Source organism: Streptomonospora nanhaiensis (genome assembly GCF_013410565.1).
GTDB lineage: Bacteria > Actinomycetota > Actinomycetes > Streptosporangiales > Streptosporangiaceae > Streptomonospora > Streptomonospora nanhaiensis.
Genome location: NZ_JACCFO010000001.1, coordinates 5771327 through 5791624 on the forward strand (window position 1 = coordinate 5771327; position 20298 = coordinate 5791624).

Annotated in this window: 17 protein-coding genes; all 17 read left to right on the top strand. The window is 74.6% G+C overall.

The genetic code is table 11. The annotated features are described in order from the left end of the window. Positions 1-198: 198 nt before the first annotated feature. The 17 genes from HNR12_RS25435 to HNR12_RS25515 all read left to right on the top strand — a co-directional run bounded on the left by HNR12_RS25435 (position 199) and on the right by HNR12_RS25515 (position 20265). Positions 199-636, top strand: coding sequence for a MarR family winged helix-turn-helix transcriptional regulator (locus HNR12_RS25435; RefSeq protein ID WP_218903394.1), 438 nt, complete (start codon positions 199-201; stop codon positions 634-636). Between the two features lie 261 nt (positions 637-897). After that, the gene (locus tag HNR12_RS25440; RefSeq protein WP_246425172.1) at positions 898-2451 is read left to right on the top strand and encodes an NAD(P)/FAD-dependent oxidoreductase; all 1554 of its coding nucleotides are present in this window, start codon (positions 898-900) and stop codon (positions 2449-2451) included. Positions 2452-3642: 1191 nt separating this feature from the next. After that, positions 3643-4671, top strand: a complete 1029-nt coding sequence (argC, locus tag HNR12_RS25445; protein WP_179769916.1) for an N-acetyl-gamma-glutamyl-phosphate reductase — start codon at positions 3643-3645, stop codon at positions 4669-4671. A gap of 83 nt (positions 4672-4754) precedes the next feature. Further along, positions 4755-5906, top strand: coding sequence for a bifunctional glutamate N-acetyltransferase/amino-acid acetyltransferase ArgJ (gene argJ, locus HNR12_RS25450; RefSeq protein WP_179769917.1), 1152 nt, complete (start codon positions 4755-4757; stop codon positions 5904-5906). Then, positions 5903-6829, top strand: coding sequence for an acetylglutamate kinase (gene argB / locus HNR12_RS25455; RefSeq protein WP_179769918.1), 927 nt, complete (start codon positions 5903-5905; stop codon positions 6827-6829). The genes argJ and argB overlap by 4 nt, the downstream gene beginning before the upstream one ends. Continuing rightward, complete coding sequence (locus tag HNR12_RS25460; protein WP_179769919.1) at positions 6826-8025, top strand: acetylornithine transaminase; 1200 nt, start codon at positions 6826-6828, stop codon at positions 8023-8025. The genes argB and HNR12_RS25460 overlap by 4 nt, the downstream gene beginning before the upstream one ends. Continuing rightward, the gene (gene argF / locus HNR12_RS25465; protein WP_179769920.1) at positions 8022-9008 is read left to right on the top strand and encodes an ornithine carbamoyltransferase; all 987 of its coding nucleotides are present in this window, start codon (positions 8022-8024) and stop codon (positions 9006-9008) included. The genes HNR12_RS25460 and argF overlap by 4 nt, the downstream gene beginning before the upstream one ends. Continuing rightward, complete coding sequence (locus tag HNR12_RS25470; RefSeq protein ID WP_179769921.1) at positions 9005-9538, top strand: arginine repressor; 534 nt, start codon at positions 9005-9007, stop codon at positions 9536-9538. The genes argF and HNR12_RS25470 overlap by 4 nt, the downstream gene beginning before the upstream one ends. A 69-nt stretch (positions 9539-9607) precedes the next feature. After that, positions 9608-10807, top strand: a complete 1200-nt coding sequence (locus HNR12_RS25475; RefSeq protein ID WP_179769922.1) for an argininosuccinate synthase — start codon at positions 9608-9610, stop codon at positions 10805-10807. 93 nt (positions 10808-10900) lie between these two features. Further along, the gene (gene argH, locus HNR12_RS25480; protein ID WP_179769923.1) at positions 10901-12340 is read left to right on the top strand and encodes an argininosuccinate lyase; all 1440 of its coding nucleotides are present in this window, start codon (positions 10901-10903) and stop codon (positions 12338-12340) included. 300 nt (positions 12341-12640) lie between these two features. Then, complete coding sequence (locus HNR12_RS25485) at positions 12641-15157, top strand: sensor histidine kinase (RefSeq protein ID WP_179769924.1); 2517 nt, start codon at positions 12641-12643, stop codon at positions 15155-15157. A gap of 2 nt (positions 15158-15159) precedes the next feature. Continuing rightward, positions 15160-15588, top strand: coding sequence for a roadblock/LC7 domain-containing protein (locus HNR12_RS25490; protein ID WP_372451100.1), 429 nt, complete (start codon positions 15160-15162; stop codon positions 15586-15588). Next, the gene (locus HNR12_RS25495) at positions 15585-16070 is read left to right on the top strand and encodes a DUF742 domain-containing protein (protein ID WP_179769926.1); all 486 of its coding nucleotides are present in this window, start codon (positions 15585-15587) and stop codon (positions 16068-16070) included. Before HNR12_RS25490 ends, HNR12_RS25495 begins: the two co-directional genes overlap by 4 nt. Continuing rightward, positions 16051-16674, top strand: coding sequence for a GTP-binding protein (locus tag HNR12_RS25500; protein WP_179769927.1), 624 nt, complete (start codon positions 16051-16053; stop codon positions 16672-16674). The genes HNR12_RS25495 and HNR12_RS25500 overlap by 20 nt, the downstream gene beginning before the upstream one ends. 126 nt (positions 16675-16800) lie before the next feature. Beyond that, positions 16801-17727 carry a sirohydrochlorin chelatase gene (locus HNR12_RS25505; RefSeq protein ID WP_179769928.1) on the top strand — a complete coding sequence of 309 codons (927 nt, stop codon included), beginning with the start codon at positions 16801-16803 and terminating at the stop codon, positions 17725-17727. 152 nt (positions 17728-17879) lie between these two features. Then, positions 17880-19919, top strand: a complete 2040-nt coding sequence (locus HNR12_RS25510) for a sensor histidine kinase (RefSeq protein WP_246425173.1) — start codon at positions 17880-17882, stop codon at positions 19917-19919. After that, positions 19909-20265 (top strand): DUF742 domain-containing protein, encoded by a 357-nt coding sequence (locus tag HNR12_RS25515; protein WP_179769929.1) that lies wholly within the window; start codon positions 19909-19911, stop codon positions 20263-20265. The genes HNR12_RS25510 and HNR12_RS25515 overlap by 11 nt, the downstream gene beginning before the upstream one ends. Positions 20266-20298 lie beyond the last annotated feature (33 nt).

Genomic DNA, 20298 nt, shown 5'->3' on the forward strand with positions numbered 1-20298 from the left:
AGGCGCGGAGACGCGGGCCTGTCGGTGGCGCGCGGTAGTTTCGCGGTGCGGGCTGACCAGGCCGGCCGCCGCACGTGACCAGGGGAGGCACCGGTGGGCGAACGATCCGGGGCGGTGGCCCCCGAACGCGTCGGCGGCGAGGGCGGCGGCGCCGTTCCGGCCGCCCCCCACACCCCGGCCGCCCCCAGCGACGACGACCTGATCACCGCGTGGGGCCTGCTGGTCGAGGCCCTCAACGACACCTCCCCGCTCCTGCTGCGCGGTGTCCACCCCAGCGGCGAGGACATGGCCGGCCCCTGGTTCGAGGTGCTGATCCGCCTCCAGCGCTCCCCGGGCAACCGGCTGCCCATGAGCACCCTGGCCCGCGAGGTCAGCCTGAGCAGCGGCGGATTCACCAAGCTCGCCGACCGCCTGGTGGCCAAGGGGTACGTGGTCCGCGCCTCCTGCGACCACGACCGCCGCGTCGTCTACGCCGAACTCACCCCCGAGGGCCGCGCCCTCGCCGAGGAGGCCCGCGCCCGCCACGTGCGCCTGCTGCGCGAACACGTCCTCAAGCCGCTGGGCGAGGACGGCGTGCGCGCCGTCGCCCGCTACGCCCGCATCCTGCGCGACAGCGCCCGCGCCCACCAAGGGTGACCCCAACCGCGATCCGCGCTGCCGCAGGCGTTTCCGGCGCCGGGGCGGGGCTGCCGCCCGCGCTGCGGGCGCGCGCCGAGGGCCCGCGTTCCACGCGTCGTCGGCGCGGGGCGATTCCGTCCGCATCCGGCCAGGTCGCGCACACCACAGGAGTCAGGGCGAATCCGGACGCCGTACCCCCGATAGCCTGACGGCTGATCCACAGCAGCAGCCAGCCGGACAGCCGGGGGTTCCATGAAGCCGTTCGCCAGCGCAGCCGAGATGCGCGCCATTCCGCGCTCCCAGGAGTTCCGCAACGGCGGCGTGTCGTTCTGGTTCCGCGACATCGGCCTGCCCGAGCGCCGGCCCGCCCTTCCCGGCTCCGCCGACTACGACGTCTGCATTGTCGGCGCCGGCTACACCGGCCTGTGGACCGCCTACTACCTCAAGAAAGCCCAGCCCGACCTGCGCGTCGCCGTCCTGGAGCGGGAGTTCGCCGGGTTCGGCGCCTCGGGGCGCAACGGCGGCTGGCTCTCGGCCGAGTTCGCCGGGTCGCGGCGGCCCTACGGCGCCGAAGGCGACGCCGCTCCCGGAGGCAGGGGCACCGGACGCGGGAGGGCCGGCGGCGCGGGCGGCGGCGGAATCGGCAGGATCGGCAAGGTCGGCAGGGCCGGTGCGGGCGCCAAGGCAGGCACCGGCGGCAAGGGCGGCAAGGGCGGCAAGGGCGGAATGGTCGCCCTGCAGCGCGCCATGATGGACTCCGTTGACGAGGTCATCGCGGTCGCCGCCGCCGAGGGCATCGAGGCCGACATCGTCAAGGGCGGCATGCGCCTGGTCGCCACCAACCCCGCGCAGAAGGCCCGGCTGATCACCGAGGTCGAGGAGCTGCACACCTGGGGCTACTGGCCCGAGGACCTCTACCTGCTCGACCCCCACGGCGAACCGCGCCTCCAGGTCGACGGCGCCGTCGCGGCGGCCTACAGCCCGCACGCCGCGCGTGTCCACCCGGCCAAGCTTGTGGTGGGCCTGGCGGCGGCGGTCGAGGCGCTGGGCGTGGACATCTTCGAGGGCACCGCCGTCACCGAGATCCAGCCGCGTGACGGCGCGGTCCGGCCGGGCGCCGTTACCGAGGGCGGAACGGTGCGCGCCGACCACGTCATCCGGGCCACCGAGGGCTTCACCTCCACCATCCAGGGGTGGCGGCGGGAGTGGCTGCCGATGAACAGTTCGATGATCGTCACCGAGCCGCTGACCGAGGCCATGTGGGACCACATCGGCTGGGAGCGGCACGAGGTGCTCGGCGACCAGGCGCACGCGTACTTCTACGCCCAGCGCACCGCCGACGGGCGGATCGCCATCGGCGGCCGGGGCGTGCCCTACCGCTTCGGCTCGGCCCGCGACGACCGGGGGGCGACCCCGCCGCAGACCATCGCCGAGCTGTGGCGGGTGCTCGCCCGGCTCTTCCCGGTCGCCTCGGAGGTCCCCGTGGCCCACGCCTGGTCGGGCGTCCTCGGAGTGCCGCGCGACTGGCGCCCCACGGTCAACCTGGACCAGGAGAGCGGCCTGGGCTGGGCGGGCGGATACGTCGGCAACGGCGTGACCACCAGCAACCTGGCCGGCCGCACCCTGCGCGACCTGATCCTGGGGCGCCGCACCGACCTCACCCAACTGCCCTGGGTCGGCCACCGCGTGCGCGGCTGGGAGCCGGAGCCCCTGCGCTGGGTCGGCACCCACCTCGTCTACGGCCTCTACCGGGGAGCAGACCGCCGCGAGTCCGACCGCGTGTCCCGCACCTCGCGCCTGGCCGAGATCGCGGGCCGCATCGCGGGGAGATAGCACCTGCCTGGGGCCGGTCGGGGCCGGGCCCCGAACAGGTGTCGGGCTCGGGGCTGCGCGTCGCGACAGGTGAGAACGACGGCGCTGAGGGTGGCGGCGCTGCGGGGGCGGCGCTGAAAGCGGCAGACGACTGAGCGGGGCGGCCGTCGTTCCGCGCGCCGGTCGGCCGGGGCCGCGGCGAGGGCGGCGACGGGCGGCGGTGGGTTGGCCTGGCCGTTTGTCGGTCCTGCGGTCAGTTGGTCGGGGTTGCGACGGGGGCGGCGACGGCGGCGGGTGGCAGCGGCTCGTGACATCGATACCCAGAGTGCGTGGTGGAGGCGGCATCGGGGCGGCGACGAGGACGGATGGCTCGGGTGGGCGGTCATCGGGTCGCGGGACGGTTGGCAGGCGGAGGCGACGGGGGCGGCGGGTCTCATCGGGCGATATCGGCCTGTCGCGGGGGCGGAAAGCGAATAGCGCTGACAGGTCTACTTTCAACTACGGCCTTTGTAGATGATTGCCCGAATCGCCCCCCGGTCGAGACGAGAAATGGCCGCCCTCCCGGCGGGAATTGCGGTCGGTAGTCCATTATGTGAGACGACTCTTACGGTACGCGGGCTGATTTATTCTTTATGTCTGTTTTGGGGGATGGTAATTTGGCTTGCGAAGGCGACGAGGTGCAGGTTTTCGACAAAACCGGTGCCGGGGATGCTGGATCGCCGCGGATAACGCGGCCGCGTCTCATATGTTGAGACGTCCCGGGTGGTTATCGTCAGGTTCGCCCGATTCCTTGCCTCTCTGCCGAGGCGCCGGGCCCCGCCGCCCCCGTCGCCGCCTGGGCCGTCCAGCCCTGCTGGTCGGTGATCGCGTACCCGGGCCGCCCGCTGCCGTCGGTGCCCCGTCGCAACCTCCACCGCCCGACCTCCATTCCGTTGATCGCCTGCCCGGGCCCTCCACCCCCTCCGCCCTCCTCCACTTCCTCCGCCCTCTCCGCTCCCTCTGTCTCTCCGCTCCGCCGCTGCCCTCCGCCACCCCCCTCGCTCCCCCTCTCCTCACCGCTTGCATAACCTTGCATGAGGATGCATGATGGTTCATGGCGGGGCGATCATCGGCAGGCAGGCCGCGTTCCGTCCCGTTGCACCAGCTGGACCGGCCAGAACAGCGGACCGGCCGTAGTGGCCGAACCAGCCAGCCAAACCGGGGGAGTTCGAGATGGGGTACACGGCCGCCGTCGCCGGGGCCAGTGGGTATGCCGGGGGCGAACTGCTGCGGCTGCTCCTCGCGCACCCCGAGATCGAGATCGGGGCGCTGACGGCCGGTGGCAACGCCGGGAGCCGGCTGGGCGAGCACCAGCCGCACCTGCTGCCGCTGGCCGACCGGGTGCTGGAGGAGACCACCGCCGACACCCTCGCCGGGCACGACGTCGTCTTCCTCGCCCTTCCGCACGGGCAGTCGGCCGCCATCGCCGAACGACTCGGCCCTGACGTGCTCGTCGTCGACTGCGGCGCCGACTTCCGGCTGCGCGACGCCGACGCCTGGGAAGCCTTCTACGGCACCCCCCACGCCGGCACCTGGCCCTACGGCCTGCCCGAACTCCCCGGAGCCCGCGACGCGCTCGCCGCCACCCGCCGCATCGCCGTCCCCGGCTGCCACGTCACCACCGCCACCCTCGCGCTGTTCCCCGCCCTCGCCGCCGGGCTGGTCGAACCCGAGGCCGTGGTCGTCGCCGTCACCGGCACCTCCGGCGCGGGCAAGGCGCCCAAGCCGCACCTGGTCGGCAGCGAGGTCATGGGCTCGGTCAGCCCCTACGGCGTCGGCGGCACCCACCGCCACAACCCCGAGATCACGCAGAACCTGTCGGCCGTCGCCGGGGGACCGGTGCGGCTGTCCTTCACCCCCGTCCTGGCCCCCATGCCGCGCGGCATCCTCGCCACGTGCAGCGCGCCGGTGCTCCCGGGCGTCACCGCCGAGGCGGTCGCCGCCGCCTACCGCGACCGCTACGCCGACGAGCCGTTCGTCCACGTCCTCCCCGAGGGCACCTGGCCCAGCACCGCCATGACCCTGGGCGCCAACACCACCCTGGTCCAGGTCACCGTCGACCCCGCCGCCGGGCGGATGGTCGCCGTGGCCGCGCTCGACAACCTCACCAAGGGCACCGCGGGCGGCGCCGTGCAGAGCGCCAACATCGCGCTCGGCCTGCCCGAGACCACCGGCCTGCCCACGGCCGGGGTCGCGCCCTGATCCCGGGTCCGCACCCTGATCGGCGTGATCGGCTTGAACGGCTTGACCGGCACCGCCCCGACACCGCTCTGAAAGGCACCATCGTGAGTGTCACCGCACCCAACGGATTCCGCGCCGCCGGCGTCAGCGCCGGCCTGAAGCCCGACGGCGCCCGCGACGTCGCCGTCGTCGTCAACGACGGCCCCTCCCGCGCGGCCGCCGCCGTGTTCACCCGCAACCGCGTCAAGGCCGCGCCCGTGCTGTGGTCCCAGCAGGTCGCCAAGGGCGGCCGGGTGCGCGCCGTGGTCCTCAACGCCGGCGGCGCCAACGCCTGCACCGGCGCGCCCGGGTTCCAGGACGCCCACGCCACCGCCGAGCACGCCGCCGCCGCGCTGGAGGACTCCGCCGGCGAGGTCATCGTCTGCTCCACCGGCATCATCGGCGAGCGGCTGCCCATGCCCCAACTGCTCGACGGCGTCGAGCGCGCCGTGGCCGAAGCCGCCCGCGACGGCGGGCTCAGCGCCGCCGACGCCATCCGCACCACCGACACCGTCGCCAAGATCGCCTTCAAGCGCGGCACCGGCTACACCATCGGCGGCATGGCCAAGGGCGCCGGCATGCTCGCCCCCGCCCTGGCCACCATGCTCGCCGTCATCACCACCGACGCCGACCTCACCCCCGCCCAGTGCGACGGCCTGCTGCGCGCCGCCACCCGCGTCACCTTCGAACGCGTCGACTCCGACGGCTGCATGTCCACCAACGACACCGTCGTGCTGATGGCCAGCGGCGCCTCGGGCACCGTCCCCAGCGAGGCCGAGTTCGCGGCCCTGCTCACCGAGGTCTGCGACGACCTCGCGCGCCAGCTCATCGCCGACGCCGAGGGCGCCACCAAGACCATCGCCGTGGAGGTCGTCGGCGCCGCCACCGAGGAGGACGCGGTCACCGCCGCCCGCGCGGTGGCCCGCAGCAACCTGTTCAAGTGCGCCATCTACGGCGAGGACCCCAACTGGGGCCGCGCCGTCTCCGAGGTCGGCACCACCTCGGTCGCCTTCGACCCCGCCGAGATCAACGTCGCCCTGAACGGGGTGTGGGTGTGCCGCCGCGGGGCCATCGGCGACGACCGCGCCAAGGTCGACCTCAGCGGCCGCGACGTCACCGTCACCATCGACCTGTCCGCGGGCAGCGCCGCCGCCACCGTCTGGACCACCGACCTCACCAACGGCTACGTCGAAGAGAACTCGGCCTACAGCTCATGACCTCACGCAAGCAGGCCCTGGACAAGGCCAACACCCTCATCGAGGCGCTGCCCTGGCTCAGCCGCTTCCACGGCAAGACCGTCGTGGTCAAGTACGGCGGCAACGCCATGACCGACCCCGCCCTGCGCGAGCGCTTCGCGCAGAACATCGTGTTCCTGCGCTACGCCGGGCTGCGCCCGGTCGTCGTGCACGGCGGCGGCCCCCAGATCAACGCCCACCTCGACCGCCTCGGGCTCACCAGCAGCTTCGAGGCCGGCCTGCGGGTCACCACGCCCGAGACCATGGACGTGGTGCGCATGGTCCTGGTCGGGCAGGTCAACCGCGAGATCGTCGGCCTGATCAACTCCCACGGCCCCTTCGCCGTCGGGATCTCCGGCGAGGACGCCCACCTCATCACCGCCGAGCGCAAGGCCGCCTACGTCGACGGCGCCCCCGTCGACATCGGCCAGGTCGGCGAGGTCGTCGACGTCCAGCCCGGCGTGGTGCGCACCCTGCTCGACGACGGCCGCATCCCCGTGGTCTCCAGCGTGGCCCGCGGCGAGGACGGCGGGATCTACAACGTCAACGCCGACACCGCGGCCGCCGCGCTCGCCGTCGCCCTGGAGGCAGGCAAGCTCGTCGTGCTCACCGACGTCGAGGGCCTTTACGCCGACTACCCGGTGTGCGAGGAGCTGATCAGCCGCCTGACGGCCGGCGAGCTGGAGGCCATGCTGCCCGAGCTGTCCGCCGGCATGGTCCCCAAGATGGAGGCGTGCCTGGCCGCCGTGCGCGGCGGGGTGCCCCAGGCCCACATCCTCGACGGCCGCACCCCCGACTCCATGCTGCTCGAAGTGTTCACCAACGACGGGATCGGCACCATGGTCGTGGCCGAGGCCGACGAGCCCACCGACCCCGTCGACATCTACGAAGGCGAGTTCGAGTGAGCGCCAACGACGACCTCCGCGCCCGCTTCGAGGCGGTGCTGATGCCCAACTACGGCACCCCGCCCATCGCCCTGGCGCGCGGCGAGGGCCGCCACGTCTGGGACGTTGACGGCAACCGCTACCTCGACCTCATCGCGGGCATCGCCGTCTCGGCGCTGGGCCACGGCCACCCCGCCCTGGTGGCCGCCGTGGCCGACCAGACCGCCGCCCTCGCCCACACCAGCAACCTCTTCCTCCACGAGCGCGAGGTCCGGCTCGCCGAACGCCTCGTCGCCCTCCTGGGCGGCCCGGCCGCCGGCGGCGGCCCCCGCGTCTTCCTCGCCAACTCCGGCACCGAGGCCAACGAGGCCGCGCTCAAGCTCGTCAGGCGCGCCCAGGGCCCTGCCCGCACCCGGATCGTCGCCGCCGAGAACGGCTTCCACGGCCGCTCCCTGGGCGCGCTGGCCGTCACCGGCAAGGCCGCCATCCGCGAGCCCTTCGGCCCCTTCGGCGCCACCGTGGACTTCGTGCCCTTCGGCGACGCCGACGCCCTGCGCGCCGCCGTGGACGACACCTGCGCCGCCGTCGTGGTCGAGCCCCTCCAGGGCGAGGCCGGAGTCGTGCCCCCGCCGCCGGGCTACCTCGCCGAGGTCCGCCGCGTCTGCGACGCCGCCGGGGCCGCCATGGTCCTGGACGAGATCCAGAGCGGTATCGGCCGCACCGGCCGCTGGTTCGCCCACCAGGCCGAAGGCGTCGTGCCCGACGTCCTCACCCTGGCCAAGGGCCTGGGCGGCGGCCTGCCCATCGGCGCCTGCGTCGGGTTCGGCCGCTACGCCGACGCCTTCGCCAAGGGCGACCACGGCTCCACCTTCGGCGGAAACCCCGTGGCCTGCGCCGCCGCCCTCGCCGTCCTGGACACCATCGAGGCCGAGGGCCTGCTGGCCAACGCCGCCGAACTGGGCGCCCTGCTGGCCGCCCGCACCTCCGACCTGGACGCCCCCCTCCTCGCCGAGAGCCGCGGCGCCGGACTCTGGCGCGGCCTCAAGCTCACCCGGCCCGCCGCGGCGGCCGTGCAGGAGCGCGCCGCCGCCCACGGCTTCCTCGTCAACGCCGTGGCACCCGACGTCGTGCGCGTCGCGCCGCCCCTGACCATCACCCGGGACGAGGTCCTGGAGTTCACCGCGGCCCTGCCCGCCATCCTGAAGGAGGCCAGATGACCACCCCCGCACCCGGACAGGTCCGCCACTTCCTGCGCGACGACGACCTCACCCCCGCCGAGCAGGCCGAGATCCTCGACCTGGCCGACGCCATGAAGAAGGACCCCTACGCCCTGCGGCCGCTGGCGGGCCCCCGCACCGTCGCGCTGCTGTTCGACAAGCCCTCCACCCGCACCCGCGTGTCCTTCGCCGTGGGCGTGGCCGACCTCGGCGGTTCCCCCCTGGTGATCGACGCCCAGACCAGCCAGCTCGGCCGCGGCGAGCCCATCGAGGACACCGCCCGCGTCCTGGAGCGCCAGGTCGCCGCCATCGTATGGCGCACCTTCGCCCAGGAGCGGCTGGAGGCGATGGCCGCCCACAGCCGGGTGCCCGTCGTCAACGCCCTCACCGACTCCTTCCACCCCTGCCAGATCCTCGCCGACCTGCAGACCGTGCGGGAGCGCAAGGGCCACCTGGCCGGCCTCACCCTCACCTACCTGGGCGACGGCGCCAACAACATGGCGCACTCCTACCTGCTGGGCGGCGCCCTGGCCGGCATGCACGTGCGCGTCGGCGCCCCCGAGGGCTACCAGCCCGACCCCGCCGTCCTGGCCCGCGCCGCCGAGATCGCCGCGCGCACCGGCGGCTCGGTCCAGGCCGTCACCGACCCCGCCGCCGCCACCGCCGGCGCCGACGTGCTGGCCACCGACGTGTGGACCTCCATGGGCCAGGAGGACGAGGCCGCCCAGCGCCAGGAGCCCTTCCGCCCCTACGCCGTGGACGAGGCCGCCCTGGCCGCCGCCGCGCCCGACGCGATCGTCCTGCACTGCCTGCCCGCCCACCGCGGCGAGGAGATCGCCGCGGCGGTCATCGACGGCCCCTCCAGCGCCGTGTGGGACCAGGCCGAGAACCGCCGCCACGCCCAGAAGGCGCTGCTGCACTTCCTGCTGGCCCGCGCCGCCGACCCCGCGGCCGACCCCGCCGCCGAGGACCGGCCGCGATGACCCTCGACGGTACGGGGTCGGCCCCCATGACCAAGACGGCCCGCCACGCCCGCATCACCGACGTCCTCACCAGGAACGACGTCCGGTCCCAGGCGGAGTTGGCGCGGCTGCTGGCAGAGGACGGCGTCCAGGTCACCCAGGCCACGCTCTCGCGCGACCTGGACGAACTGGGCGCGGTCAAGCTCCGCACCGTCGACGGCGACCTGATCTACGTCCTGCCCGGCGAGGGCGGTGAGCGCCTCCAGCGCGCCCGTCCCGACACCCTGGACCTGGAGCACGCCGCCAACACCCGCCTGACCCGCCTCGCCCAGGACCTCCTGGTCTCGGCCGAGGCGTCGGCCAACATGGTCATCGTGCGCACCCCGCCCGGAGCGGCGCAGTACCTGGCCTCGGCCATCGACCACACCGACTTCCACGCCATCCTCGGCACCATCGCCGGCGACGACACCATCCTGGTGATCTCCCGCGACCCCGAGGGCGGCGGGGAACTGGCATCAGCGCTGCTGCGGCTCGCCGATCGCCGTCCCTGAGCCCACCACCGCGGCCTGCCGGGGGCGGCCACGGCCACGCCACACACCCACACACACAAGGAGAACCACATGTCCGAGCGGGTCGTACTCGCGTACTCGGGGGGCCTGGACACCTCCGTCGCCATCGGCTGGATCGCCGAGGAGACCGGCGCCGAGGTCGTCGCCGTGGCCATCGACTGCGGCCAGGGCGGCGAGGACCTCGACGTCGTACGCCAGCGCGCGCTGGACTGCGGCGCCGTCGAGGCGGTCGTCGCCGACGCCAAGGACGAGTTCGCCACCGAGTACTGCGTTCCGGCGCTCCAGGCCAACGCGCTCTACATGGACCGCTACCCGCTGGTCTCGGCGCTGTCGCGCCCCCTCATCGTCAAGCACCTGGCCGACGCCGCCCGGTACCACAACGCCACCATGGTCGCCCACGGCTGCACCGGCAAGGGCAACGACCAGGTGCGCTTCGAGGCCGGCCTGGCCGCCCTCTTCCCCGAGCTGAAGGTGCTGGCGCCCGTCCGCGACTCCGGCATGACCCGCGACAAGGCCATCGCCTTCGCCGAGGAGAAGGGCCTGCCGATCGACGTCACCAAGAAGTCGCCCTACTCCATCGACCAGAACCTCTTCGGCCGCGCCGTGGAGACCGGGTTCCTGGAGGACATCTGGAACGGCCCGATCGAGGACGTCTACGCCTACACCGACAACCCGGCCGAGCCGCGCGAGCCCGACGAGCTGGTCATCACCTTCACCGCGGGCGTGCCCACCGCCATCGACGGCAAGGAGCTGACCCCGCTGCAGGTCATCGAGGAGATGAACCGGCGGGCCGGCGCCCAGGGCGTGGGCCGCATCGACATGGTCGAGGACCGCCTCGTGGGCATCAAGAGCCGCGAGGTCTACGAGGCCCCCGGCGCCATCGCCCTCATCGCCGCCCACCAGGAGCTGGAGAACGTCACCGTCGAGCGCGAGCTGGCCCGCTTCAAGCGCGGCGTGGACCAGCGCTGGGGCGAGCTGGTCTACGACGGCCTGTGGTTCTCCCCGTTGAAGAACGCCCTGGACGGCTTCATCGCCGAGGCCAACAAGCACGTCACCGGCGACATCCGCATGGTCCTGCACGGCGGGCGCGCCGTGGTCACCGGCCGCCGCAGCGAGGCCTCGCTCTACGACTACGACCTGGCCACCTACGACACCGGCGACACCTTCGACCAGTCCCTGGCCCGCGGCTTCATCGACATCTGGAGCATGCCCGCCAAGATCGCCAGCGTGCGCGACCGCAGGCAGGGCTGACACCCGACCAGCAGGCCCCGCCCGCCCCGCGGCACCGCCACCGGCCCCGCGGGGCGGGCACCCGACCCACCGACACACGACAAGGACCGACCCGTGGCCAACGAGCGCGAACCCGAGGTCACCCGCCTGTGGGGCGGACGCTTCTCCGGCGGCCCCTCCGAGGCGCTGGCGCGGCTCTCCCTGAGCACCCACTTCGACTGGCGCCTGGCCCGCCACGACATCGCCGGCTCGCGCGCCCACGCGCGCGTCCTGCACGCCGCCGGGCTGCTCACCGACCCCGAGCTGGACGCGATGATCGCGGGCCTGGACCGGCTGGAGGCCGACGTCGCCTCCGGCGCGTTCACCCCCGTGCTCGCCGACGAGGACGTCCACACCGCCCTGGAGCGCGGCTTCATCGAGCGCGTGGGCCCCGAACTGGGGGGGCGGCTGCGCGCCGGGCGCTCCCGCAACGACCAGATCGCCACCCTGGTCCGGATGTACCTGCGCGAGCAGGCCCGCGCCATCGCCTCCGACGTGCTCGACCTCGCCGCCGCGCTCGCCGACCAGGCCGAGGCCAACATCGACGTCCCCATGCCCGGGCGCACCCACCTCCAGCACGCCCAGCCGGTGCTGCTGGCCCACCACCTGCTGGCGCACGCCTGGCCGCTGCTGCGCGACGTGGCGCGGCTGCGCGACTGGGACGCCCGCGCCGCGGTGTCGGCCTACGGCTCGGGCGCCCTGGCCGGGTCGTCGCTGGGCCTGGACCCCGACGCGGTCGCCGCCGACCTGGGGTTCCCCGCCTCGGCCCAGAACTCCATCGACGGCACCGCCGCCCGCGACGTGGTGGCCGAGTTCGCGTTCGTGGCCGCCATGACCGGCGTGGACCTCTCGCGGCTGGCCGAGGAGGTCATCCTGTGGGCCACCAAGGAGTTCTCCTTCGTCACCCTCGACGACGCGTTCTCCACCGGCTCCTCGATCATGCCGCAGAAGAAGAACCCCGACATCGCCGAACTGGCGCGCGGCAAGGCCGGCCGCCTCGTCGGCGACCTCGCGGGCCTGCTCACCACGCTCAAGGGCCTGCCGCTGGCCTACAACCGCGACCTCCAGGAGGACAAGGAGCCGGTTTTCGACGCGGTCGACACCCTGGGCCTGCTGCTGCCCGCCTTCACCGGCATGGTGGCCACGCTCGTCTTCAACCGCGAGCGCATGGCCGAACTCGCCCCGCAGGGCTTCTCCCTGGCCACCGACATCGCCGAGTGGCTGGTGCGGCGGCGGGTGCCCTTCCGCGAGGCCCACGAGATCGCCGGCGCCTGCGTGCGGGCCTGCGAGGAGCGCGGCATCGACCTGCCCGACCTCACCGACGCCGACCTCGCCGCGATCTCGCCGCACCTGACCCCCGACGTGCGCGAGGTGCTCACCGTCGCCGGATCGCTGGCCTCCCGCTCGGCCAAGGGCGGCACCGCGCCCGCCCGCGTCAAGGAGCAGCTGGAGCGGGTCCGCGCCGAGATCGCCGCGCACCGGGAGTACGCCGCGGAGGGCGCCGGCGAGGGCTGAGGCTCCCGCCCGCCCGCGCGGCGCCTTCGGCACCCCGGTGCCCGCGCCCCAGCGCCACAGTGGGGGCCGCCGCACCCGCGGCGGCCCCCACCGGCGTTTTCGGCGAGCGCCCGGCCCGCCGGCGAGTTCGGCGAAACCCCCGTCGCCGCCCCGAACGATGATGTAGCGTCCTGGGACTGTGGGCACCACGGGTATCCCCTCCTGCGCGCTGCGTGACGACGGGGCGTGTCGCCGCTGGTCCGGCGCCGATCCCGTGCACCGGGTGCCCACGGCATGCGTCCGCGTCGTGGGAGGAGCTTCATGGGTCGGCAGGGCGGCTCCGAGCGCAGCATCAGAGCCCAGCTCAACCGGATCGTCCTGATCCCCAGCATCACGTTCCTGGTGCTGTTCGCCGTGCTGAGCGCGGTGCTGCTGACCCAGGCGATCTCGCTGCGGATCGCCACCGGCGACGGCCGCGCCGACATCCACCTCTACGCCTCGTTCGTGGAACTGCAGCGCGAACGCCGCCTCGCCGCCGTGCACGCGGCCGAGGGCACGTCCGAAACCCTCGCGGCGCTGCGCCGGCAGGCCGAGGCCACCGACGACGCCGTCACCGAGGTCGCCGCCCGCGCCGACCTCCTGGCCGGCCGCGGCGACCCCGACATCGCCCGCGCCGCCGACGCCTACTTCGCCGAACTCCGGCAGCGCTCGGAGATCCGCGGCCGCGTCTCGGCCGGCGACCTGGGGCCCAGCGGCGCCTCCACCGCCTACACCGACATCGTCGGCGACGGCCTGCGCCTCTACGACCTGCGCGCCCGCCGCCTCGACGACGGCGCCTCGGCCACCGCCGCCGCCGACGCCGTCCGGCTGATGCGCGCCCAGGAGCAGTTCGCCCGCGGCGACACCCTCCTCAGCGCCGCCATCGCCGCCGACTCCCTCACCCCGCAGCGGCAGAGCCGGTTCACCGCGCTCGTCGACGGCATGCGCTCCCGTATCACCGAGGCCGCCCCGGCGCTGGCCGGAGAGGCCGCCACCGCCTACGAGGACCTCGCCGGGTCCGCGGAGTGGCGACGGGTGCGCGCGCTCGCCGACACCGTCGCCCGCCACCAGCCCGACGCCGAGACCGACCCCGCCACCGGCGAGCCCCGGGCCACCGGCGCCCTGCCCGACGGCCTCGACGGCTGGCGCCCGGCCGCCGACGAGGTCCACACCGGGCTGGCCTCGCTCGTCGGCGCCCAGCTGGGCGCCGTCGTCAACGCCACCGACACCGCCGGGAGCTGGCTGTTCAACCTCTCCGTGGGCGGCGGCATCATCTCGCTGTTCGCCGGCACCGTGGCCTACGGCGTGGCCTCCTGCTCCGCCGCCCACCTCACCCGCCGCCTCAGCCGGCTGCGCGCCGACACCCTGCTGCTCGCCCGCGAGGAGCTGCCCCGGATCGTGCGCCGCCTGGCCGACGGCGACCCCGTCGACCTCGACACCGAGCTGCGCCGCCTCGACCACGGCCGCGACGAGGTCGGCCAGGTCGCCGACGCCTTCAACATCGCCCAGCGCACCGCCGTCAGCGCCGCCGTCAAGGAGGCCGAGACCCGCGCCGGGGTCAACCGGGTGTTCCTCGCCATCGCCCACCGCAACCAGTCGCTGGTGCAGCGCCAGCTCCAGCTGCTGGACCGCATCGAGCGCGAGGAGGACGACCCCGACCTCCTGGAGGACCTGTTCCACCTGGACCACCTGGCCACGCGCGGCCGGCGCAACGCCGAGAACCTGATCATCCTCGGCGGCGCCCAGCCGGGCAGACGCTGGCGCCACCCCATCCCGCTCGTGGACATCCTGCGCGGCGCCATCTCCGAGACCGAGGAGTACACCCGCGTCAAGCTGCGGGCGGTGCCCGACCTCTCGCTGTCGGGCGCGGTGGTGGCCGACATCATCCACCTGGTGGCCGAGCTGATCGAGAACGCCACCGCCTTCTCGCCGCCGCACACCCTGGTGCACATCCACAGCGAGGTCGTGCCCAAGGGCGTGGCCGTCGAGATCGAGGACCGCGGGCTGGGCATGAGCGAGGCCGGCCTGGCCGCCGCCAACGCCACCCTCGACCACGCCCCCGAGTTCGACGTCATGGCGCTCAACCGCGACTCCCGGCTGGGCCTGTTCGTCGTGGCGCGGCTGGCCGCCAAGCACGACGTCCGCGTGCGGCTGTGCCCCTCGCCCTACGGAGGCACCCGCGCGGTGGTGCTCATCCCCGCCGCGCTGGTGTCCTCGGCCGAACCCCGCCGCCGCAGACCCGAGCCGCCCGCGGCGGCCCGCGCCCGCGCCGAGGGCGACCTGCTGGCGCCGCCCGTCCGCCGGGGCACCCGGCGCCGCCCCGAGGCCGTCACCGAGGGCGGCGCGCCCGCGCCGCTCCCCGGCCCCGCCGGCGGGGAACACCCCGCCGACCTCGCGGCCACCGAACCCGTGCCCGTGGCGCCCGCGGCCGCCGGCCCCGGGCCCGAGCACCCCGGCGAGCGCCCCGCGCTCCCCAAGCGCCGCCGCCAGGCAAGCCTCGCGCCCCAGTTGCGCCAGGCCCCGACCGCCGCCGACCACCCCGCCGCGGCCGATGAGCGCTCCCCCGAGGAGATCCGCCGGATCATGAGCGCCTTCCAGGCGGGAACCCTGCGCGGCCGCGCCGACGACGATCGCGATCCGGTCCCCGCCGACGGCGGCGCCGCCGAGTCCGACACCGAGCGGCGCGCCCCCCGCGGCGACGACACGGACACCACCCCCCTTCGACCCACCCCCGTGGGCGCGGCACGCCAGCGCACCGCGGTCCGGCCCACCGGCGTACACACGGGAGAGAACGAGTGACGGTGCACAACAACCACGCCGCAGGAGACCTGAACTGGCTGCTGGACGACCTGGTCGAACGGGTCGTCGGCGCCGAGCACGCCATCGTCCTCTCGGCCGACGGCCTGCTCATCGGCCGCTCGCGCGCGCTCACGCCCGAGGACGGCGAGCACCTGTCGGCGGTCGCCTCGGCCTTCCAGAGCCTGGCCCGGGGCACCGGGCGCCAGTTCGGCGGCGGCGCGGTCCGCCAGACCGTGGTCGAGATGGAGCACGCCTACCTGTTCGTCACGGCGGCGGGCGAGGGCGCCTGCCTGGCCGTGCTGGCCGCCGAGACCGCCGACGTCGGGCTGATCGCCTACGAGATGAACATGCGCGTCAAGCGGGTGGGCCAGTTCCTCACCTCCGCGCCGCGCTTCCCTCAGTCGGTCACGGCCGGAAGCTCGGGGTCATGAGGACCGCGGGCGAGTGCGGCCCCCCGGGGTACGACACCCGCCCCGGCGCCGCCCGGGGGGCGCGGGCGCGCGAGGCGGCGCGGCAGTCGGTCCGGGAGCGGCGCCAGCGCCACGGCGACGCCGCGGGCGGTCCGCGCCACGGCGCCGCAGGCCCGCTGGTGCGCCCCTACACGGTCACCGGCGGGCGCACCCGGCCTGTCGACGCCGGCCTGGACATGATCAGCATCGTGGTGGCCACCCGCGAGTCCGCCGACGCCGCCGCCCTGGAGCCCGAGCACGCCGCGATCCTGCGGATGTGCGACCGGCCGGTCTCGGTCGCCGAGCTGTCCGCCCAGCTCGACCTGCCCATCACCGTGGTCAAGGTGCTGCTGGGCGACCTCATCACGGCAGGCGACGTACTCGCGCGGGCGCCCCTGCCCGTTTCGGACACACCCCAACTGGACGTACTTCAGGCGGTTCTCGATGGCATCCGCAGACTCTGACACCCCGGGCACCTCCGGCGCCCCCGGCGCCGGCATCCCGCTGGCCGTGAAGATCCTCATCGCCGGCGGGTTCGGCGTCGGCAAGACCACCATGGTCGGCTCGGTCAGCGAGATCGCGCCGCTGAGCACCGAGGAGGTCATGACCGAGGCCAGCATGGGCGTCGACGACCTCGGCGGGGTGGAGGAGAAGACCACCACCACGGTGGCGCTGGACTTCGGCCGCATCACCGTCACCGACCAGGTCGTCCTCTACCTGTTCGGCACCCCCGGCCAGGGCCGGTTCTGGTTCATGTGGGACGAACTGGCCGAGGGCGCCCTGGGCGCGGTCGTGCTCGCCGACACCCGGCGGCTCGACACCTGCTTCCCGGCCGTGGACTTCTTCGAGCACCGGCGGGTTCCGTTCGTGGTCGCCGTCAACCAGTTCGACGGCGCCTGCGGATACGGCGCCGAGGAGGTCCGGGAAGCCGTGGACCTCGCGCCTGACGTGCCCGTTCTCTTCACCGACGCCCGCGACCGCGCGGCGGGCAAGGCGGTGCTGCTGGCGCTCGTGGAGCACGTAATGCGCCGACGCAGCCCGGCGCCCGCCGCGCGGCCGCTACGATAGGCGCACCGTTTGGACCGTGGTCCACCGAAGTCCGAGGTCCGGCCCTGTTTTTCAGCGCGGGAAACGGCTTTCGGGAGAGATCAACACCCACTAGTCGTTAGCATTCTTCGCGTGAACCCTGACAGCATGCAAAACCCGGACAGACTGCCCCCTCGCGATCTTCCGCGGCGTCGTTCCGGTCGGCATCGCAACCCCCTGTCCTTCGACAGCTGGGTGGGCACCCCGACCCTCATCCTCGCCATTCCCACGGGTCCCGCGGGGGAGCGCGGCGACACCGGCGAGGCCGCCGATCCCGCCGGCGACATCGGTTCGCAGATGGTCGACCTCGTGCGCGCCTACCGCCCCGAGGTCGCCATCCGGCACGGCCGCGCCGGCACCGCCGGCCTGACCGAGGCCCTGGCCGACCTCGGCCCCCGCGAGGGCCACCCGCTGCGCGGCGTCGTCGTGCCCGTGGTGACCGCCCCGCACGAGGGCACCGCCGCAGCCATCAACGCCGCCGTCGAGCAGACCGGCGCCGACATCCGCGTCACCGAGGCGCTCGGCCCCCACCCCATGCTCGCCGAGGTCGTGCACCTGCGCCTGGCCGAGGCCGGGTTCGTGCGGGCCGACCGCATGCGGCTCATCAGCGTCGTGGCCCCCGGCACCCGCATGACCGACGGCGTTGTCGTCGGCGCCGCGGGCGGTGCCGAGGCCGTCAACGCCACCGGGGTCACCGCCGTGCTGCTGGCCGCCCGCCTGGGGATCACCGTCCTGCCCGCCGACCTCGGCGACCCCGCCAGCCTCGACCACGCCTTCGAGCAGTTGCGCGCCGCCGGGTGCTCGCGGCCGGTGCTGGCGCCCAGCGTGGTCGGCCCCGAGTTCCCCGCCGAGCGGCTGGAGCCGCTGGCCCAGCGCTACGGCGCCCGCAGCTGCGCGCCCCTGGGCGTGGGCAGCACGCTGGCCAAGATCGCCGCCCTGCGCTACGCCGAGGTCCTCAACACCCTCGGCGTCGACACCCCGCCCTCGGTCGAGGAGCTTCCCGCGCCGGTGGGCTCGCGCCACCGCCGCGAGTAGCCTCCCGGGGCCGCGTCGCGGTGTTCTCGGCGGTACGGGGCACGCCGCACCGCCGAGAACACCGCGACCTCGCCGTTGTCACCTGATGTGACCAAACGGCCACGCACGGGAGGCTTTCTGCGATAGCGTCTTGGCTCCAGGTTGGGGGGACCATGGAGACACGACACACCGGCCGCTCACGCCGGCCGACCATCCGCAGACAGCTGACCCGCATCGTGCTGATTCCCAGCGTCAGCTTCCTGGTGCTGTGGACCGTCATGACCGCCACGGGGTTCGTGCAGGCGGGCGAGCTGATGCTCTCGGTCGCGCGGGGCCGCGACGGCATCGCGGCCTTCACCCGGCTCGCCGACGGCCTCCGCGAGGAGCGCCGGCTCACGCAGGTGCGGCTGGGTGACCCCGACAACGGCCAGGCCCACTCCGCGCTGGCCGCCCAGCGCCGCCGCACCGACGAGGCCGTCGACGCCGCCGCCGGCATCGCGCCCACCCTGGGCCCCGGCGAGGACAACGAGATCGCCCGCACCGTCCGGGACTTCCTGTCCGACCGCGACCGCCTCGGCGCCGTGCGCGCCGACGTCGACTCCGGCCGGACCGACCGCGCCACCGCCCTGGCCGCCTACTCCGACCTCGTCGTCGCCGCCTCCGACATCTCCTCGGCGCTGCTGCGCCCGATGGAGGAGGGCGAAAGCGTCTCCGACGCCGTGCTGGCCCGGCGGCTGCTCACCGTCCACGAGCAGCACGCGCGCGCCGACGCCCTGCTCGCGGGCTCCATCGCCGCCGGCGGCATGGACTACGAGGAGACCGCGCACTTCACCTACCTCACCGCCGCCTACCGCGACACCCTGCCCGACGCCGCCAACGGGCTGCGCGGCCTGCCCCGCGAGCGCTACGACGCCATGGTCGACTCCGCCGCCTGGCGCGACACCGAGAACATGTCCCGCATGGTCGTGACCCGCTCGCCCGTGGCACCTCCGGAGACCCCCGGGGCCCCGGCCACGTGGAACTCCGCCATCGGCGTCGGCGCCGGCGCCTGGGACCGCGCCGCCCGACCCGCCGACGCCGCGCTGGGCCGGGTGGTGGCCGCCCAGGCCGACCTCGCCGCCGACACCGCCTGGAACTCCGCGCTGCGCCGCATCGGCTGGGGGGCGGCGGGCAGCGTGCTGACCCTCCTGGCCGGGGCCGCCGCGATCGTGGCCGCCTCGCGCTCCTCGCGCCGCCTCACCGCCCGGCTGCGCCGCCTGCGCACCGACACCCTCGGCCTGAGCGACACCCGGCTGCCCGCCATCGTCGACAGCGCCCGCGCCGGGGGGCGGGTCGACCTCGACGCCGAGCTTCCCCGGCTCAGCTACGGCGACGACGAGATCGGCCAGGTCGCCGACGCGTTCAACACCGCCCAGCGCACGGCCGTGGGGGCCGCGGTCAAGGAGGCCGAGATCCGCAAGGGCGCCAACCGGGTGTTCCTCGGCATCGCCTACCGCAACCAGACCCTCGTGCAGCGCCAGCTCAGCATCCTCGACGAGATCGAGTCCGACGAGGACGACCCGCGCGCCCTGCGCCGGCTGTTCCGGCTGGACCACCTCGCCACGCGCGCCCGGCGCTACGCCGACAACCTCATCATCCTCAGCGGAGCGGGGTCGGCCCGCCGCTGGCGCGACCCGATGCCCGTCGCCGACGTCCTGCGCGCCGCCATCACCGAGACCGAGGACTACGAGCGGGTCCGGCTCACCTCGGCGCCCCGGGCCCGGCTGCGCGGGGCCGCCGTCGCCGACGTGGTCCACCTCGTCGCCGAACTGGTCGAGAACGCCACCCAGTTTTCGCCCAAGGCGTGCTCGGTCGACGTCAACTGCGGGCGGGTCAGCGGCGGGGTGGCCATCGACGTCGAGGACCGCGGCCTGGGCATGACCGAGGACGGCTACGCCGAGGCCAACCGCATCCTGGCCGATCCGCCCGAGTTCGACGTCATGGCCCTGCCCGAGGAGCCCCGCCTGGGCCTGTTCGTCGTGGCGCGGCTGGCCGCCCGCCACGGCGTCGTGGTGCGGCTGCGCCCCTCGCCCTACGGCGGCACCTGCGCCACCGCCGTGGTGCCCGAGCACCTGCTGGACTGGGCGGCGCAGACACCCCGCCCCGCGGTCGTGCCCGGCGAGCCCCGCTCCGAGATCGAGCCCCTGCCCGCGGAGCCCCGCGGTGAGCGGTAGGCCCTCCGCGCAAGAGTCTCCGGGGCGGCTGGTGCGGCCGTTCGCCATCGGCCTGGACTCCGCGCGCGGCGCCACCGGGCTGGACCTGCTCACCCGCGTCGCGGCGGCACGGGCGCCCCGGCCCGGCGACCACCTGCGCCCCGAGCGCGAGGCCCTGCTGCGGCTGGCCGAGCAGCCGCAGAGCGTCGCCGAGCTGTCCGCCCACCTGGGCCTGCCGCTGAGCGTCACCAAGCTGCTCATCACCGACATGATCGAGGCCGGCGACCTCCGCGCCTGTGCCACCGCACCCGCGCTGACCGGCGACGACCTGCTGCACGTGCTGCTGGAGGGCCTGCGCGCGCTGTGACCGCGCCCCGAGCCCGCGACCGCCCGGAACGCC

Excerpts from the sequence above, each read along its gene's own strand:
- HNR12_RS25440 (WP_246425172.1), top strand. The coding sequence starts at position 898 with ATGCGCGCCATTCCGCGCTCCCAGGAGTTCCGCAACGGCGGCGTGTCG.
- argC (WP_179769916.1), top strand. The coding sequence starts at position 3,643 with ATGGGGTACACGGCCGCCGTCGCCGGGGCCAGTGGGTATGCCGGGGGC.
- argB (WP_179769918.1), top strand. The coding sequence starts at position 5,903 with ATGACCTCACGCAAGCAGGCCCTGGACAAGGCCAACACCCTCATCGAG.
- argF (WP_179769920.1), top strand. The coding sequence starts at position 8,022 with ATGACCACCCCCGCACCCGGACAGGTCCGCCACTTCCTGCGCGACGAC.
- HNR12_RS25470 (WP_179769921.1), top strand. The coding sequence starts at position 9,005 with ATGACCCTCGACGGTACGGGGTCGGCCCCCATGACCAAGACGGCCCGC.
- HNR12_RS25475 (WP_179769922.1), top strand. The coding sequence starts at position 9,608 with ATGTCCGAGCGGGTCGTACTCGCGTACTCGGGGGGCCTGGACACCTCC.
- HNR12_RS25485 (WP_179769924.1), top strand. The coding sequence starts at position 12,641 with ATGGGTCGGCAGGGCGGCTCCGAGCGCAGCATCAGAGCCCAGCTCAAC.
- HNR12_RS25495 (WP_179769926.1), top strand. The coding sequence starts at position 15,585 with ATGAGGACCGCGGGCGAGTGCGGCCCCCCGGGGTACGACACCCGCCCC.
- HNR12_RS25500 (WP_179769927.1), top strand. The coding sequence starts at position 16,051 with ATGGCATCCGCAGACTCTGACACCCCGGGCACCTCCGGCGCCCCCGGC.
- HNR12_RS25505 (WP_179769928.1), top strand. The coding sequence starts at position 16,801 with ATGCAAAACCCGGACAGACTGCCCCCTCGCGATCTTCCGCGGCGTCGT.
- HNR12_RS25510 (WP_246425173.1), top strand. The coding sequence starts at position 17,880 with ATGGAGACACGACACACCGGCCGCTCACGCCGGCCGACCATCCGCAGA.